Genomic DNA, 15,624 nt, shown 5'->3' with positions numbered 1-15,624 from the left:
CTCTTTATTTATAAAAAAATCACCAACTCATATATACGAGTGTTGACTAACTTATATATACGAGTTAATATGTAAGTGTAAACGGTATCAAAAAAAGAAAAGAGGGACGGGAATATGGGGAAAGACTATCGTAAAACAGCAGAAGAAGTGTTGCAGTATATTGGTGGGAAAGACAATATTGAACAAGCTGCGCACTGTGTAACGAGGCTCCGTATCGCTTTAAAAGATGAAAGTAAAATAGATAATGATAAATTGCAGTCTGTTTCATTAGTAAAGGGAGCGTTTCATAATGCTGGGGTATTTCAAGTTGTAATTGGTCCAGGTGATGTCGATCGAGTATACGCTGAATTGATAACGCTTGCAGGTATGGAAGAGTCGACGGTAGCTGACGTAAAAGGTTCAGGGGATAAAAAATTAAACCCAGTTCAAAAGTTTGTAAAAGTATTTTCAGATGTATTTATGCCAATTTTGCCAGCAATTATTACGGCAGGTTTACTAATGGGGATTAATAACCTATTAGGGGCAAAGGACTTATTTTTTGATGGGAAAAATTTATTAGAAGTATATCCGAACTTAGGTGGGCTTTGGGATTTAATTAATATGATGGCCAATACTGCATTCGTATTTTTACCAGCACTTGTCGGTTGGTCAGCAACGAAGCGTTTTGGTGGTAGTCCGATACTTGGGATTGTTATGGGATTAATGCTTGTGCATCCGGCCTTATTAAACGCGTGGGATTATGGAAAAGCAGCGACTGGTTTAGAGGGACAAAAGATTGAGTACTTCGATATTTTAGGGCTATTCCAAATTGAAAAGGTAGGGTATCAAGGCCAAATTTTACCCATTTTAGTAGCGGCATTCGTATTAAGTAAAGTAGAAATCTTCTTAAAGAAACATGTGCCAAACGCAATTCAATTATTAGTTGTACCAATTACAACAATCGTTGTAACAGGTGTATTAGCATTAGGGATTATCGGTCCAGTTACACGTCATATTGGCGATTTATTAACAGCTGGATTAGTAGGAGTATATGAAACAGTACCGGCACTTGGGGCAGTATTATTTGGAGCATTATATGCACCGCTCGTAATTACAGGAATGCATCATATGTTTATTGCAATTGACTTGCAATTAATTGCACAACACGGCGGTACATTTATTTGGCCGATGATTGCTCTTTCTAACATTGCACAAGGTAGTGCGGCATTAGCGATGTTCTGGATTTCTAAAAATCAAAATGATAAAAGTATGGCATCGACATCAGCAATCTCAGCGTACTTCGGTATTACAGAACCAGCGATGTTTGGTGTGAATTTACGAAATAAATTCCCGTTCTATGCAGCGATTATTGGATCTGCTATTGCGGCGATATTCATTACTTTAAATGGTGTATTAGCACCTGCTATCGGAATTGGCGGATTACCAGCATTTATTTCTATCATTCCGAAATCGATTCCGATGTTTATTGTTGGGATGATTATCGCAGTCGTAATTCCATTTACGTTAACATGGTTATTTGCAAAACGAGTTAAACAGAAGTAGGAGGAAGTTAAGCATGAAGGATTGGCATAAAAGTGTAGTCTATCAAATTTATCCGAAGAGCTTTAATAGTTATTACAATAAAGAAACCGGTGATATAAAAGGGGTTACAGAGAAACTAGATTATTTAAAAGAACTTGGAGTAGATTATATTTGGTTAACACCGATATACGAATCACCACAAAACGATAATGGATACGATGTAAGTGATTATTACAGCGTTGATCCATCTTACGGAACGATGGAAGAGTTTGAAGAGCTTTTAGAAGAAGCAAAAGCACGTAATATTGAGATTATGCTTGATATTGTTGTAAACCATAGTTCAACGGAGCATAAGTGGTTTAAAGAAGCGAAAGAAGATAAAAATAGTCCGTATCGTAATTATTATATTTGGCGTGATGAAAAGAATAATTGGCAGTCTAAGTTTGGCGGGTCTGCTTGGAAGTATGATGAAAAGACTGAGCAATACTATTTACATCTATTTGATGAGACACAAGCTGATTTAAATTGGGAAAATCCAAAACTTCGTGAAGAAGTGTACGACATGATGCGTTTTTGGCTGGAGAAAGGTGTAACAGGATTCCGTCTAGATGTGATTAATTTAATTTCAAAAGACCAACGTTTCTTAAATGATGACGGTAGTACTGCGACAAGTGATGGACGTAAATATTATACAGATGGCCCGCGCGTCCATGAATATTTACAAGAGATGAACCGAAATGTTTTTGAAGGGAAAGATGTAATTACAGTTGGAGAAATGTCATCTACGACAATTGATAATTGTATTAAATACTCAAACCCTGAGCGTAATGAACTAAGTATGACGTTTAGTTTCCATCATTTAAAAGTAGATTATCCGAATGGTGATAAGTGGACAAAGGCTGATTTTGATTTCATTAAATTAAAAGAAATTATGTCTAATTGGCAAATTGAAATGCAAAAGGGCGGAGGATGGAATGCGTTATTCTGGTGTAACCATGACCAGCCTCGTATTGTTTCCCGTTTTGGTGATGATGGGAAGTACCGAAATGAATCTGCTAAAATGTTAGCGACAGCTATGCATATGTTGCAAGGGACACCTTATATTTACCAAGGTGAAGAGATTGGTATGACGAATCCTAACTTCCATTCTATCGAGCAATATCGTGATGTAGAATCGTTAAATATACATGATATAAAACAGGAAGAAGGCTTATCAAAAGAAGAGATTATAGGGATTTTAAAACAAAAATCTCGTGATAACTCACGTACTCCGATGCAGTGGAATGAAGAGGTAAATAGTGGTTTTACAACAAGTACACCTTGGATTTCAGTGGCTGAAAACTTTAAAGAAATAAACGTAGAGAAGGCATTAGAAGATAGAGCGTCTGTATTTTACCATTATAAAAAGTTAATTGAACTTAGAAAAAAATATGATGTAATTACAGACGGGAAATATGATGTTTTAGATGGGAATCATCCTAAGATTTGGGTGTATACACGTACTGTAGATAATGAATTATTACTTGTTGTAAATAACTTCTATAGTGAAGAAATCACGTATTCTGTACCAGAGCATGTTCAACTAGATGGAATGGAACAAGAAATATTGTTATCTAATTACAAAGACTTAAGTAAGGACATTAAAAACCTTGTATTGAGACCATACGAATCAATTGTATATCGCTATACAAAATAAAAGGTTGTATGCCATAAAGGCATACAACCTTTTATTTTAAGACGCCACTATATAAAATTTTCACTTCTACTTCCGGCTTAAATTTTACTTTCGCATAATCCTTATTCCGATTGTTTTCCTTCATAGACAGATCAGATCGAGTTAATAGTGGTTCAAGAGCTAATTGGTGAATTAAATTGGGTTCTGTTAAAGATTCGATATATAAGATTGTTCCTTTTCCATTTTGAAAAGGAACATCTAATTTTTTTATATCATCGGAATGAGAGAGCTTGTTTTCAATGTAATTAATATTTTCCGCAAGTGATGGAAACATAGGCTTCGTTTTATTCGTCTGTTGGTTATTGTTTTGTTCTGTCACATTGTCCACCCCTTTTAGGATTAAATTATCACTGTTAATTTTTGTTTTTTATGAAAAAATTATGCTTGTGTTCTTTTTAAGAAATTAGCTTGAAAGTTACGTTACGTCATCTTCTATACTAAAGAAAATGAGAAGTAGGGGATGGTATATATGACTTTAAAATATATATGGGGATGGAAAGAAATTTTATATTTATTTGTTTTTGTATTTATTATTGTTCCAGTAACAATTGAATCTATTTTTTATAAATATGCTTTAAATCTATTAGGGAATTCATTATATGCTGGGGTTTTAATGGGATTTATTATGGCAGTTGTATTTACTTTTTTAGTTTATGTGTTTTGCATAAAAAGATATAACTTGTCGTGGGCAGATATTGGGATTCGGAAGCTTTCATGGAAAGGGTTTTTATGGACGATTGTAGTGCTTATGTCTTTAATGGTAATGAGTATTGGTGTATTAATAATGATGGAGGAGATGGGGATATCTTTTGAAAATAGCAAAACGGATACGATTCAGAGTGATAAATCAGTATATTCATTTTGCATTGCAGTAATAGGAGCGGCAGTTATATCCCCGGTCTATGAAGAGATTTTATATCGAGGTGTTTTTTATACGTTTTTTCGTGAGAGATATGGCATATGGGGCGGCGTACTTATAAGTTCCATAATATTTACCGTTGTTCATATTCCAACATATAACACATTACCGGTGAATTTTTTAAGTGGAGTAGCATTCGCATGGTTATATGAGAAAACAAATTCTCTTTTATCAGCTATGGTTGCCCATGCATTATTCAATTTCATAGCAGTACTTCTCACATTTATGTCGAATTAAGAAGATATATAGGAGGGATACATATGGAAATAGCTGTAGAACGAGTTTTTACAAAAGAGATTTTAACAAGAGCAGCAAGTTTGTTTCATGTAACAGTGGAAGAAAAGCCACTTGGTGATTTTGAAAATTATATTTTTAAGGCGAAGGATAAAAATGATGAAGATTACGTATTACGTTTAACGCATTCTTCTCATCGCTCAAAAAAAGAGGTAGAGGCTGAACTAGATTTTTTACGATATGTTGCGGAGTATGGGGCGAAAGTGGCGGGACCTCGTAATTCAATATCTCAAAATCTTGTAGCAGAAATTGGAGCGGAAGATGGCACTTTCTTTTTTGCGTCTTTATTTACATATGCAAAAGGTGAGCAAGTAAAAGGAGATGAATCGCCTTATTGGGGAGATGCTTACTTTGAAGCGTGGGGAAAAGCAATTGGACAACTGCATCGTCTTACAATGAATTACCCTAAAACAGACTACCGTGATACGTGGGAAGAGGACGAAAGTAGCATTGTTAATGAATTAGAAGATGAGAAAGTGAAAGAGATTGCTGCTGTATTAATGGATGAAATAAAGGCTCTTCCAATCGAAAGAGAAACGTTCGGCCTTATGCATGGCGATATTCATCCAGGTAACTTTCATTATGACGGCAAAGAGCTAACAATCTTTGATTTTGATGACGCTGCCTATAATTACTTCATTCATGATTTGGCAATGGTTCTTTATTACTCTGTTCTTTTTACACCATGGACATTGGAGAAAAAGACGGAATTTGCTCGTAAACAGTTACAAATATTACGAAAAGGTTATGAATATGAGCACAGACTGGCGGATAGTTGGTATGAATCGTTACCGTTATTTTTACGTCTACGTGATATCGGTTTATACGGTACGCTTCAAAAGAAATTTAAAGGGAAAGATATGCCAGAGGATTTTCAAAAGTTATCGGATGAGTTGTATGAAAGAATTATAAAGCAAGAGGCAATAGTGAATATATAATACAGAGATAAGGGAACAAAGTATACAAAATAAATGTATACTTTGTTTTTTTATACAAAAATATGTTTGTTTTATTAAAATAATATTGTCATAGATTCGGTATACATTATATAATTTTATGTATATTCTGAATATTCTTTACAAAAAGGGGGAGGAATGTTGGAAGCTATCGTAAGTTGGATAAATAATATTGTTTGGAGTCCCGCACTTGTCTATTTATGTTTAGGAGCAGGTCTATATTTTTCCATTCGAACGAGGTTTTTACAAGTAAGGCATGTAGGGGAAATGGTTAAGCTTACATTTCAAGGAGAAAAATCAGATGCTGGTGTTTCTTCGTTCCAGGCGTTAGCACTTTCATTATCAGGGCGCGTTGGAACCGGAAATATTGCGGGTGTTGCAACGGCTGTTGCATTTGGTGGTCCAGGAGCTGTCTTTTGGATGTGGGCGGTAGCTTTTCTAGGAGCAGGTTCTGCTTATGTAGAATCGACACTTGCACAAATATATAAGACGAAGCATCAAGGACAATTCCGCGGTGGTCCGGCTTACTACATTGAAAAAGGACTAGGGGTTAAATGGTATGCATTAGTGTTCGTTGCAGCGACAATTCTTGCAACGGGGATGCTGTTACCGGGTGTTCAGGCGAATAGTATTGCTGTAAGTTTAGAAACAGCTTTTGGTATTAATACTTCCGTATCAGGAGCGGTATTAGTAGCGGCATTAGCACTTATTATATTTGGTGGAGTTAAGCGAATTGTTAACGTAGCGCAAGTTGTAGTGCCGTTTATGGCGCTTGGTTATATTTTAGTAGCTTGTGTAATTGTAGCTATGAATATTGAAAAATTACCAGACGCTTTCATGTTAATTTTAAAAAGTGCATTTGCATTAGAAGCAGCTTTTGGCGGGATTATTGGTTTAGCAATTTCTTGGGGGGTAAAACGTGGTATTTATTCAAATGAAGCAGGGCAAGGAACTGGGGCTCATGCAGCGGCAGCTGCTGAAGTATCGCATCCAGCTAAACAAGGGTTAGTACAAGCATTTTCCGTTTACATTGATACATTATTTGTTTGTTCAGCAACAGCATTTATGATGATTATTACAGGCATGTATAACGTATTTGATGCAAGCGGAAAAAACTTTATCGTCAATAAATTAAATGGTGCACAGCCAGGTCCTGGTTATACACAGGCAGCAGTAGAATCTGTTTTCCCTGGATTTGGAAATGGTTTCGTAGCAATTTCTCTACTATTCTTCGCATTTACAACAATTATGGCTTATTACTACATTGCAGAAACAAATATAGCTTACTTAAACCGTGATAAAGACCGCCCTTGGATGTCTATCGTACTAAAGTTTGTATTCTTAGGAGTTGTATTCTACGGTTGTGTAAAAACAGCAGCAACAGCATGGGCTTTAGGAGATATCGGTGTAGGAATTATGGCATGGGTTAACATTATTGCGATTCTATTATTACAAAAACCGGCATTGATCGCATTAAAGGATTATGAAAAGCAGAAAAAAGAAGGAAAAGATCCAGTATTCGATCCGCAGCAGTTAGGAATTAAAAATGCTGATTTCTGGGAGCATGAATATGGGAAAGATAAAAAAGAAGAAGTATCTTAATAGAATAGGAATAAGAGAGCAAAGGGAAATCCCTTTGCTCTTTTTTATGGGCAAAATGAAGAGGAAAGTTATTTTTTTGCTTATTTTTGAATATAAAAAGAATGTACATGCTTTGTTAGGGGAAGGAGGGGTTATGTTGATTGAATTTCGTAAAGTTAATAAATATTACGGTAACTTTCAAGTTTTAAAAAATATTAATCTTCAAGTAAAGAAAGGTGAAGTGGTAGTAGTTGTTGGACCATCAGGGTCAGGAAAAAGTACGTTACTTCGGTGTATAAATCAATTGGAGGCAATTACCGATGGAGAATTAATTGTACAAAATACGGAAGTACACAATGCGAAAACAAATATGAATGAATTGCGCCGAAATATTGGGATGGTCTTTCAACACTTTTATTTATACCCGCATAAAACAGTTCTTCAAAATATTACACTAGCACCAATTAAAGTAAATAAAGTTTCAAAAGAAGAAGCAGAGAAAACAGCGATGTTTTATTTAGAGAAAGTAGGAATCCCGGAGAAGGCAGGTGTGTATCCACATCAATTATCCGGAGGTCAACAGCAAAGGGTGGCGATTGCTAGAGGCCTCGCGATGCAACCGGAAATTATGCTGTTTGATGAGCCTACGTCTGCTCTTGATCCGGAGATGATTGGGGAAGTGCTTGATGTTATGAAAGCGCTGGCTAAAGAAGGCATGACGATGGTTGTCGTTACACACGAGATGGGATTTGCACGTGAGGTAGCAGATAGGATTTTATTTATGGATGACGGTCAAATTATCGAAGATACAACACCAGCACAATTTTTTGCAAATCCTGAACAAGAAAGAGCTCGTCTATTTTTAAGCCGAGTGTTAAATCATTAAAGGAGGAATTTCATGCTTAAAATGAAAAAGCTGTTTACTTTAATTGTATTTTCATGCTTATTCGTGCTTGTTGTCGCTGGATGTGGAAGTAAAAAAGAAGAGGCGAAAGAAACGAATACGAAGCAAGGCGGAGCTATTGAACAAATTAAGAAGCGAGGGAAACTAGTAGTTGGAGTGAAGAATGATACGAACTTATTTGGATTGAAAAATCCGTCAACAGGGCAAGTAGAAGGATTTGATGTTGATATCGCAAAGGCGCTTGCGAAAAAAATCCTTGGAGATGAAAAGAAACTAGAATTAAAAGAAGTAACGTCTAAAACACGTATTCCACTACTGAAAAATGGTGATATTGATGCAATTATCGCAACGATGACAATTACGGAAGAACGTAAAAAAGAGGTTGATTTCTCAGATGTATATTTTAAAGCAGGGCAATCGCTACTTGTGAAAAAAGGAAGCAATATTAAGGGTATTGATGATATAAAACAAGGTGTGAAAGTATTAGCTGTAAAAGGGTCAACATCTACAAATAATATTCGCCAAAAGTCACCGGAAGCGACTGTATTAGAGTTTGAAAATTACAGTGAGGCATTTACGGCGTTAAAAGCAGGGAAAGGTGATGTCTTAACGACAGATAATGCAATTCTTTACGGAATGGCAAAGCAAGATTCTAATTATGAAGTTGTAGGAAAAATTTTTACGGATGAACCGTACGGAATTGCAGTGCAAAAAGGTGCAGATGATTTGACGAAAGAGATTAATAGCTTGCTAAAAGATATGAAGGCGAATGGAGAATACGATAAATTGTATGAGAAATGGATTGGTCAAAAACAAGAGAAGTAAAGTGAAACTTTAATTAGTGGGGCTTTATTCCTAGTGAAGAGTAAGAGTGAGAGGATGAGGGATGCTCATCCTCTTCTTGTAAAGAAAGAGGGGAGCATATGTGCCTGATTTTTCTATATTAACGAATAACATTGATATGTATTTAGAAGGCTTTAAGTATACAGTTATGTCTAGTGTAATTGCATTAATAGGGAGCTTTATTTTAGGAGTAATTTTGGCGGTAATGCGTATTGCACCGATTCGTATTTTAAATTGGTTGGGAGCTGCTATTGTAGAATTTGTAAGAAATATTCCGCTCGTATTAATTGCATTTATATTTTATTTCGCTTTACCTGTAGTAGGAATTACTTTAAATGGTTTTGTAGCAGGAACAGTTACACTTACCGTATATACTGCAGCTTTTATTGCGGAGGTTATTCGCGCCGGTATTTTATCCGTTGCAAAAGGTCAAATGGAAGCAGCACGTTCCTCAGGATTGACTTATATGCAAGCAATGTACCATGTCGTTTTACCCCAAGCGATGAAAATCGTAATCCCTCCTTTAGGAAATCAATTTCTCAATTTAGTAAAAAACTCTTCCATACTCGGAATTATCGCTGGTACCGATTTGATGTATCAAGGAGATTTAATTTCAACGAAGACATTTGTTACGTTCGACGTCTATATATTTGTCGGGATGTTTTATTTAATATTAACAATTCCGCTCAGTATGCTAGTGCGTTATTTAGAAAAACGCTTGGCAAAGGAGGCGGTATAAATGGATTTTAAGGGAGCGATAACAGGTGATCATATCCTCTTTTTATTAAAAGGATTACTCATAACGTTAGAGGTAGCGCTCGTAGCAATTGTACTTAGCTTTATTATTGGTAGTGTAATAGGAATATTGCGCTATACGAAAATACCTGTCGTCTCACAAATATTAGGCTTGATCGTGGAAGTGATTCGAAATTTACCGCTACTTTTAATTATATTTTTTACGTATTTTGCACTTCCAGAAGCGGGATTGAAGTTAGAAATTATAACAGCTGCAATTGTTGCTTTAACAATATTTGAAGCGGCAATGATATCTGAAATTGTTCGAAGTGGTCTATTATCTATCGAAAAAGGGCAGATTGAGGCTGCAAGGTCTTCAGGATTAACGTATGTGCAAGCGCTTTGGTATATTATTTTGCCACAAGCATTAAGAAGGATGGTCCCCCCGCTTGTTAGTCAGTTTATTTCATTGCTAAAAGATACGTCGCTCGCAGTTGTTATATCATTGCCAGAGCTTATGCATAATGCTCAAATTATTAGCGGGCAAAATGTAAATTATATGATTCCGACTTTTATAGTAGTGGCTTGTATGTACTTTATAGTGAATTATAGTTTATCAATTTTATCGAGAAGATTAGAGCTTCGTTAACTCTTACAATATATGTAAGGGTTTTTCCTTGTTTCTCCTTATTTTCCTCTAAATAGTATCTAAATCTTGCAATAATTCGTTTTTTTATATTATTTTATCAGAAAAGTTTTAATTTTATATAGAAATTGTAATCGCTTTCGTGTATATTTTTATTATCAGAAAATTTTAAAAAGAGATAGGGGTACTTGTAGGGGGAGGATTAAGATGCAGCAAACAACGAATGAGCAATTACATCGTACGATGAAGAGTAGACATTTATTTATGATCGCACTAGGTGGTGTAATCGGAACTGGTTTTTTTCTAGGTTCAGGTTACACCATTAATCAGGCTGGACCAGGGGGAGCCATCCTTTCATATTTAGTGGGCGGATTTATTATGTATTTAACAATGCTTTGTCTTGGAGAGCTAACGGTAGCAATGCCAGTTTCAGGATCTTTCCAAAAGTATGCGACGAAGTTTATTGGACCAGGAACTGGATTTATGATCGGTTGGCTATACTGGATTGGCTGGGCAGTAACAGTAGGATTAGAATTAACATCGATCGGTTTAATGATGAAAAGATGGTTTCCGAATGTTGATGTTTGGGTATGGTGTCTCGTATTCGGAGTTATTTTATATGCTTCAAATGCAATATCAGCGAAGAGTTATGCTGAATTAGAGTTTTGGTTCTCTAGTATTAAAGTAGTTACAATTATTGCATTCATTCTACTTGGTGGTAGTGCATTACTAGGATTTTTACCATACGACGGAAAAGAAGCAGCGCCTCTTTTCTCTAACTTTGTAAGTGATGGTGGGCTATTCCCAAATGGACTAGCTGCAGTGCTTCTTACGATGATTACAGTTAACTTTTCCTTCCAAGGAACAGAGTTAATCGGGATTGCAGCAGGAGAGAGTCAGGAGCCTGAAAAAACAATTCCACGCGCAATTCGTAATACAGTATGGCGCATTATGTTATTCTTCATTTTAACAATGACAATTTTAGTAGGATTAATTTCTTGGAAAGAAGCAGGGGTAATTGAAAGTCCATTCGTAGTTGTATTTGATAAAATCGGTATTCCATATGCAGCTGATATTATGAACTTCGTTATTATTACTGCTTTATTATCTGTAGCGAACTCAGGGTTATATGCAGCAACGCGTATACTATGGTCACTTGCAAATGAAGGAATGGCACCAACTTCTTTTAAGAAAGTAAATAAACGTGGTATTCCAATTACAGCGCTAGTCGTAACGATTGCTGTTGCGGCGTTATCGTTATTAACAAGCTTCCTTGCAGAAGATACAGTATATATGTACCTATTATCTATAGCTGGTTTATCTGCTGTTTCAAGTTGGATCATTATTGCTTTATCGCAACTTCGCTTTAGAAGTCAGTATTTAAAAGGCGGAGGAAAATTAGAGGACTTAAAGTATAGAACACCACTATACCCGCTTGTTCCAATTCTAGCTTTAATTACAAATAGCGTCGTTGTCATTAGTTTAGCGTTTATTCCTGAACAAAGAATGGCGTTATACTGTGGTATTCCATTTATCATTTTCTGCTACATATATTATTATATGAGTAAGAAACGGAAGAAACCGATGAAAGTGGAGATGGAAAAAACAAATGAAACTAACAATCAAACACGATGATATAGAAGCAGATTTATCGTATGGTCAATTAGCGATTGGAAAAGAAAACGGGTATTCACCGTTACAATTACTCGTTTCTTCTATTGCAGGGTGTAGTGCAATTGTTTTTCGAACGATTTTAGAAAAGAAACGTATTACATACGATACGTTTACAATTGAAACTGAAATTGGTAGAAGTGAAGCTCTATCAAAACCAGTTGAAAGTGTTCATTTGCACTATAAAATTAAAGCGCAAAAAATTACAGAAGAGCAATTAGACAAGGCACTGCAACTTGCAGTAAAGAATTGTACGATTGTTCAATCTGTAAAAGATAGTATAAAAGTTACGGAAACAATTGAATTAATAAAGTGAAACATAAAAACGTGAGAATAGGGCGCTCACGTTTTTATGTTTTTAGCAGAGGGGGGAAGCATGATGGAATGTTTAGGTTGTAAATTAGCAAATGAAGAGGAAAAAATATATAAAATATATGAAGATGATAATGTAACTTGTTTTTTAGATCATGCCCCTTTCTATCCAGGACATACTTTAATCGTGCCAAAGCAGCATGTTGTAGAAGTGGACGAATTAGATGATTGTGTAGCAAAATCAATTATGGATGCTTCTAAGATTATTGCAAAAGCAATTAAGCTATTATATAAACCTGACGGAATTACAATTTGTCAAAATGGTGGAATCTTTAACGAACTCACGCATTACCATATGCATGTTGTACCGAGATATAAAGAGCGCTCATTTACTGAGTTTTATACGGTACAACCGGAAGAAAAGCAGAATCATCACTTTGAAGAGACAAAGCATTTGTTAAAAGAAGCGATAGAGAAAATACTGCTTACTGAAAAGGCGTAAGAGGGGTTTTCTTACGCCTTTTTAGTCTCCATACATATTTAAAACTTCTTTCGCACATATACGTAAACCATCTATTAATTCTTTCGGTTCTAAAACTTGTGCATCTTTTCCGAGTCTATAAAATAAAGGAGTAATAAAATTGATTTCTCCTTTATCAATGGCTGAATGTATATACCCTGTCCCATCTTCGTTTACTTCAACGAACTCTTCAAGGTAAGGAACGCTTTTACATTGGCGTACGCCTTCTGTTGTGAGTAAAACATGTAACTGAGTAGGAATGTTTATTACGTTAGAGTTAGAGGCAAACCATTCTTCTAAATTCATAAAAGTATCTTCGTTTTCTTCCGTGGATAGTATAGAAAGAATACGATCAACACGATACAGTAATACTTTCTGCCTGCTAAAGTCATAGGATGGCAAATACCATAAACCATCGTGAGCATATACACCGATAGGGTGAACGTGTTTTGTTTTTATCCCCGATTTAGATTCGTATTGAAAGTGTAAATTTTTGTTTTCAATAGCCGCTGTTAACACTTCGTTTAAAAAAGGTGTCTCAATAGCTCTCTTCGGATTCCAAAAAGAGATATAAGAACGTATTTTATCAACTTTAGCTTTCGCATCATTTTGTAGAGAGCCATATAGTTTATGTGTAACGGAATTGATTTCCGTATTAAAAGGCAAGTTACGATAGTAGCTTAAAGATTGAAAAGCAAAAAAGATGGAGACTGCTTCTTCTTCGGTAAATAAAATGGGGGGAAGCATGCTATTTGTTAATACTGTATATCCTCCGCTGCGACCTTGTTCAGCGTAAATGGGTAACCCCATATCGCTTAAATCTAAAATATATCTATGGACAGTACGAACGGATATATTGAACTCATCAGCTATTTCTTGAGCTGTAAATTTTCTTTTCGCAGAAGCAAATATAAGAATGTCTAGTAAACGTTTTGCTTTTGACAAGGATATCACCTTTTTCTTTTTTAACATGACATAAGTTGTCATGTTTTATGGTTAGTATAGTGCTTATAAGATGATTTTATCAATAGAAGCTGTAAGGAGGAGAAGATATGTCACGTAAAATTGTTTTATTTATTGCAGCGAGCTTAGACGGGTTTATTGCGAAAGAAGATGATGATTTACAGTGGTTAATGGAAACGGAAGGAGAGGGAGACAACGGTTATACGGAAATGTATGAGACAATTGATACAATAATCATGGGAAAAAGAACGTACGATTATGTAGTAGAGCATACAGAGACATTCCCGTACTTAGATAAAGCGTGTTATGTTTTTTCTAATTCAGAAAAAGGCACGAATGGACATGTAGAGTTTGTAAATGAAGATGTAGTGGAGTTTACAAAAAGGTTAAAAGCACAAGAGGGATCTAAAATATGGATGGTCGGTGGAGGAAGTCTATTAAGAGAGTTCTTTAAGAATAATCTAATTGATGAATATATCGTTACGATTACACCGCATATATTAGGTTCTGGAGTTCCGTTATTTCAAGACAAGAATCCAGAAATTAATTTAACTTTAACGGATACGAAACGTTTTGGACAGTTTGTAAATTTATATTATAAAGTAAAATGATAAAGAAACACGACTATTGATGATAGTCGTGTTTCTTTATAGATGGTAATGAAATGATAAAGCAAGACCCATGATTGACTTCGCTCGTTACAGTAATATTCCCGCCGTGTAATTCTACAATTTCTTTCACGATAGATAGTCCTAAACCAGTTCCGCCTGTAGCTCGTGATCTTGCTTTATCAACTCGATAAAAACGGTCGAAAATGTGAGGGAGGTCTTCAGGCGGAATACCTTCGCCTTCATCTTCAATTGTAATGGAAATACTTTTATGTTCTTCTATAACAGAAATATTAATATGAGAATGGTCTTTTGAATGCCTATAAGCGTTATTTAAAATGTTTACTACAACTTGTTCGAATCGCTGTTCATCTAAGTTTACTAACAGTGAAGGAGGACAAGTGAAAGAAACTTTAACGTGTCTTTCCTTATACATCACGTTTACTTTTTCGGTCATGCGAGTAAGGAAGGGGTGTAAATGCACTTCTTTTACTTGAATGAAAAAGTTATGCTTTTCCATTTGAGCGAGTGAAAATAAATCTTGAACTAAGTTTGTAATATAATCAGACTCGTCTTTTATAATGGATAAGTATCGTAAACGTTGCTCTGGAGGTGTGCTTTCTTTTAAAGCAATGTCAGCATAACCTCTTACGTATGTTAACGGTGTTCGTAATTCATGAGCAACACTTGCTAGAAATTCACTTCGCTCTGTTTTCATATAATGTAAATCATTTGCGAGAGTTTGGATAGATTCTGTTAGTTCACCAATTTCGTCATTTCGAGTAGTCGTTAATGAAACTGATAAATCGCCCTTACTCATTTTTTCAGTCGCTTGTTTCATGTGTAACAATGGTTTTGTTAACAAACGTGATAATAGAAAGATGGTGATGGCTGTTAATAGAAAAGTAATGACTCCGGCGATAATGAATTGTCTTGTTAGTCCGTTAACCATTTCTTCGATTGATTCCGTTCCGAGAAACATATATACATAGCCTTCCGTTTTTCCTGCCACTACAATTGGGCTAACTGTACATATATAATTAGATGTTTTCCAATGATTCTCTATAATAGCTCCATCATGATCTGTTCGTGTTTGCATTCCTTCAATATGTTTTTTTATAGTAGTATTTATTTCATTGGATTTGGCTAGTACTTCCTTATCTGCATTTGTAATAACAACAGTGGTTTCAGCTTCGGATTCCATTAGTGCAACATGGGAGATTGTTTGCTTATCAAAATACTTTTCAAGGACATCTCGGTGACTATTTCCACGCTTCAATAAAGCTGTCATTTCTTCATTTACTCTATTGTTTACAAGGCTATAATAGAGCAAGACAAATAGAACACTTTCGATTAAAAGTGTAACAATTAAAAAATAAAATCCGAGTTGAATAGAAATTCGCTTCATTGTTTTGC

15 protein-coding genes and 1 pseudogene are annotated in these 15,624 nt (G+C 35.4%); 13 read left to right on the top strand and 3 right to left on the bottom strand.

Annotated features, from left to right (window positions below; all coding sequences use genetic code 11):
* The first annotated feature begins 114 nt into the window (after positions 1-114).
* Positions 115-1,542, top strand: a complete 1,428-nt coding sequence (gene treP / locus QCI75_RS23645; RefSeq protein WP_353761281.1) for a PTS system trehalose-specific EIIBC component — start codon at positions 115-117, stop codon at positions 1,540-1,542.
* 13 nt (positions 1,543-1,555) lie between these two features.
* Positions 1,556-3,217: an alpha,alpha-phosphotrehalase gene (gene treC / locus QCI75_RS23640; RefSeq protein ID WP_144506459.1), complete on the top strand. Its 1,662-nt coding sequence runs from the start codon at positions 1,556-1,558 to the stop codon at positions 3,215-3,217.
* A 61-nt stretch (positions 3,218-3,278) separates the two neighbouring features.
* On the opposite strand, the pseudogene QCI75_RS30580 reads toward treC, so the two are convergent.
* Positions 3,279-3,575, bottom strand: a pseudogene (locus QCI75_RS30580) (spore germination protein); the annotation flags it as partial.
* 150 nt (positions 3,576-3,725) lie between these two features.
* Here QCI75_RS30580 and QCI75_RS23630 point away from each other — a divergent pair.
* From QCI75_RS23630 to QCI75_RS23585, 10 genes are all read left to right on the top strand, one after another.
* Entirely contained in the window at positions 3,726-4,412 is a 687-nt protein-coding gene (locus QCI75_RS23630) for a CPBP family intramembrane glutamic endopeptidase (RefSeq protein WP_144506460.1), read from the top strand.
* A 23-nt stretch (positions 4,413-4,435) separates the two neighbouring features.
* Positions 4,436-5,407, top strand: a complete 972-nt coding sequence (locus tag QCI75_RS23625; protein WP_144506461.1) for a phosphotransferase enzyme family protein — start codon at positions 4,436-4,438, stop codon at positions 5,405-5,407.
* Positions 5,408-5,566: 159 nt separating this feature from the next.
* Positions 5,567-7,027, top strand: coding sequence for an alanine/glycine:cation symporter family protein (locus tag QCI75_RS23620; RefSeq protein ID WP_353761280.1), 1,461 nt, complete (start codon positions 5,567-5,569; stop codon positions 7,025-7,027).
* The gene (locus QCI75_RS23615; protein ID WP_353761279.1) at positions 6,972-7,892 is read left to right on the top strand and encodes an amino acid ABC transporter ATP-binding protein; all 921 of its coding nucleotides are present in this window, start codon (positions 6,972-6,974) and stop codon (positions 7,890-7,892) included. Before QCI75_RS23620 ends, QCI75_RS23615 begins: the two co-directional genes overlap by 56 nt.
* Before the next feature lie 12 nt (positions 7,893-7,904).
* Positions 7,905-8,735: a glutamine ABC transporter substrate-binding protein GlnH gene (gene glnH / locus QCI75_RS23610; protein WP_144508839.1), complete on the top strand. Its 831-nt coding sequence runs from the start codon at positions 7,905-7,907 to the stop codon at positions 8,733-8,735.
* Between the two features lie 100 nt (positions 8,736-8,835).
* Positions 8,836-9,492 (top strand): amino acid ABC transporter permease, encoded by a 657-nt coding sequence (locus tag QCI75_RS23605; RefSeq protein WP_144508840.1) that lies wholly within the window; start codon positions 8,836-8,838, stop codon positions 9,490-9,492.
* Positions 9,493-10,137 (top strand): amino acid ABC transporter permease, encoded by a 645-nt coding sequence (locus tag QCI75_RS23600; protein WP_144508841.1) that lies wholly within the window; start codon positions 9,493-9,495, stop codon positions 10,135-10,137.
* A 204-nt stretch (positions 10,138-10,341) separates the two neighbouring features.
* Positions 10,342-11,769 (top strand): amino acid permease, encoded by a 1,428-nt coding sequence (locus QCI75_RS23595; RefSeq protein WP_098498099.1) that lies wholly within the window; start codon positions 10,342-10,344, stop codon positions 11,767-11,769.
* The gene (locus QCI75_RS23590) at positions 11,744-12,121 is read left to right on the top strand and encodes an OsmC family protein (protein WP_144508842.1); all 378 of its coding nucleotides are present in this window, start codon (positions 11,744-11,746) and stop codon (positions 12,119-12,121) included. The genes QCI75_RS23595 and QCI75_RS23590 overlap by 26 nt, the downstream gene beginning before the upstream one ends.
* 63 nt (positions 12,122-12,184) lie before the next feature.
* Positions 12,185-12,619, top strand: coding sequence for an HIT family protein (locus QCI75_RS23585; RefSeq protein WP_144508843.1), 435 nt, complete (start codon positions 12,185-12,187; stop codon positions 12,617-12,619).
* Positions 12,620-12,640: 21 nt separating this feature from the next.
* Here the strand turns inward: QCI75_RS23585 and QCI75_RS23580 are convergent, their stop codons facing one another.
* Positions 12,641-13,582, bottom strand: a complete 942-nt coding sequence (locus QCI75_RS23580; RefSeq protein ID WP_353761278.1) for a helix-turn-helix transcriptional regulator — start codon at positions 13,580-13,582, stop codon at positions 12,641-12,643.
* 107 nt (positions 13,583-13,689) lie between these two features.
* On the opposite strand from QCI75_RS23580, the gene QCI75_RS23575 reads away from it, so the two are divergent.
* Positions 13,690-14,211 carry a dihydrofolate reductase family protein gene (locus tag QCI75_RS23575; RefSeq protein WP_144506931.1) on the top strand — a complete coding sequence of 174 codons (522 nt, stop codon included), beginning with the start codon at positions 13,690-13,692 and terminating at the stop codon, positions 14,209-14,211.
* 13 nt (positions 14,212-14,224) lie between these two features.
* On the opposite strand, the gene QCI75_RS23570 is transcribed toward QCI75_RS23575, so the two are convergent.
* The gene (locus tag QCI75_RS23570) at positions 14,225-15,616 is read right to left on the bottom strand and encodes a sensor histidine kinase (RefSeq protein WP_353761276.1); all 1,392 of its coding nucleotides are present in this window, start codon (positions 15,614-15,616) and stop codon (positions 14,225-14,227) included.
* Between the last annotated feature and the right edge of the window lie 8 nt (positions 15,617-15,624).

The sequence above is a fragment of the Bacillus cereus group sp. RP43 genome, assembly GCF_040459645.1.
Classification (GTDB): Bacteria; Bacillota; Bacilli; order Bacillales; family Bacillaceae_G; genus Bacillus_A; species Bacillus_A mycoides_C.
The sequence above is the reverse complement of the archived record's forward strand: the minus strand, read 5'-3'. Positions and strand labels throughout refer to the sequence as shown.

Coding starts and splice junctions, on each gene's coding strand:
- QCI75_RS23625 (WP_144506461.1), top strand. CDS start 4,436: ATGGAAATAGCTGTAGAACGAGTTTTTACAAAAGAGATTTTAACAAGA.
- QCI75_RS23585 (WP_144508843.1), top strand. CDS start 12,185: ATGGAATGTTTAGGTTGTAAATTAGCAAATGAAGAGGAAAAAATATAT.
- treP (WP_353761281.1), top strand. CDS start 115: ATGGGGAAAGACTATCGTAAAACAGCAGAAGAAGTGTTGCAGTATATT.
- QCI75_RS23615 (WP_353761279.1), top strand. CDS start 6,972: ATGCTGATTTCTGGGAGCATGAATATGGGAAAGATAAAAAAGAAGAAG.
- QCI75_RS23600 (WP_144508841.1), top strand. CDS start 9,493: ATGGATTTTAAGGGAGCGATAACAGGTGATCATATCCTCTTTTTATTA.
- QCI75_RS23575 (WP_144506931.1), top strand. CDS start 13,690: ATGTCACGTAAAATTGTTTTATTTATTGCAGCGAGCTTAGACGGGTTT.
- QCI75_RS23630 (WP_144506460.1), top strand. CDS start 3,726: ATGACTTTAAAATATATATGGGGATGGAAAGAAATTTTATATTTATTT.
- glnH (WP_144508839.1), top strand. CDS start 7,905: ATGCTTAAAATGAAAAAGCTGTTTACTTTAATTGTATTTTCATGCTTA.
- QCI75_RS23595 (WP_098498099.1), top strand. CDS start 10,342: ATGCAGCAAACAACGAATGAGCAATTACATCGTACGATGAAGAGTAGA.
- treC (WP_144506459.1), top strand. CDS start 1,556: ATGAAGGATTGGCATAAAAGTGTAGTCTATCAAATTTATCCGAAGAGC.
- QCI75_RS23570 (WP_353761276.1), bottom strand. CDS start 15,616: ATGAAGCGAATTTCTATTCAACTCGGATTTTATTTTTTAATTGTTACA.
- QCI75_RS23590 (WP_144508842.1), top strand. CDS start 11,744: ATGAAACTAACAATCAAACACGATGATATAGAAGCAGATTTATCGTAT.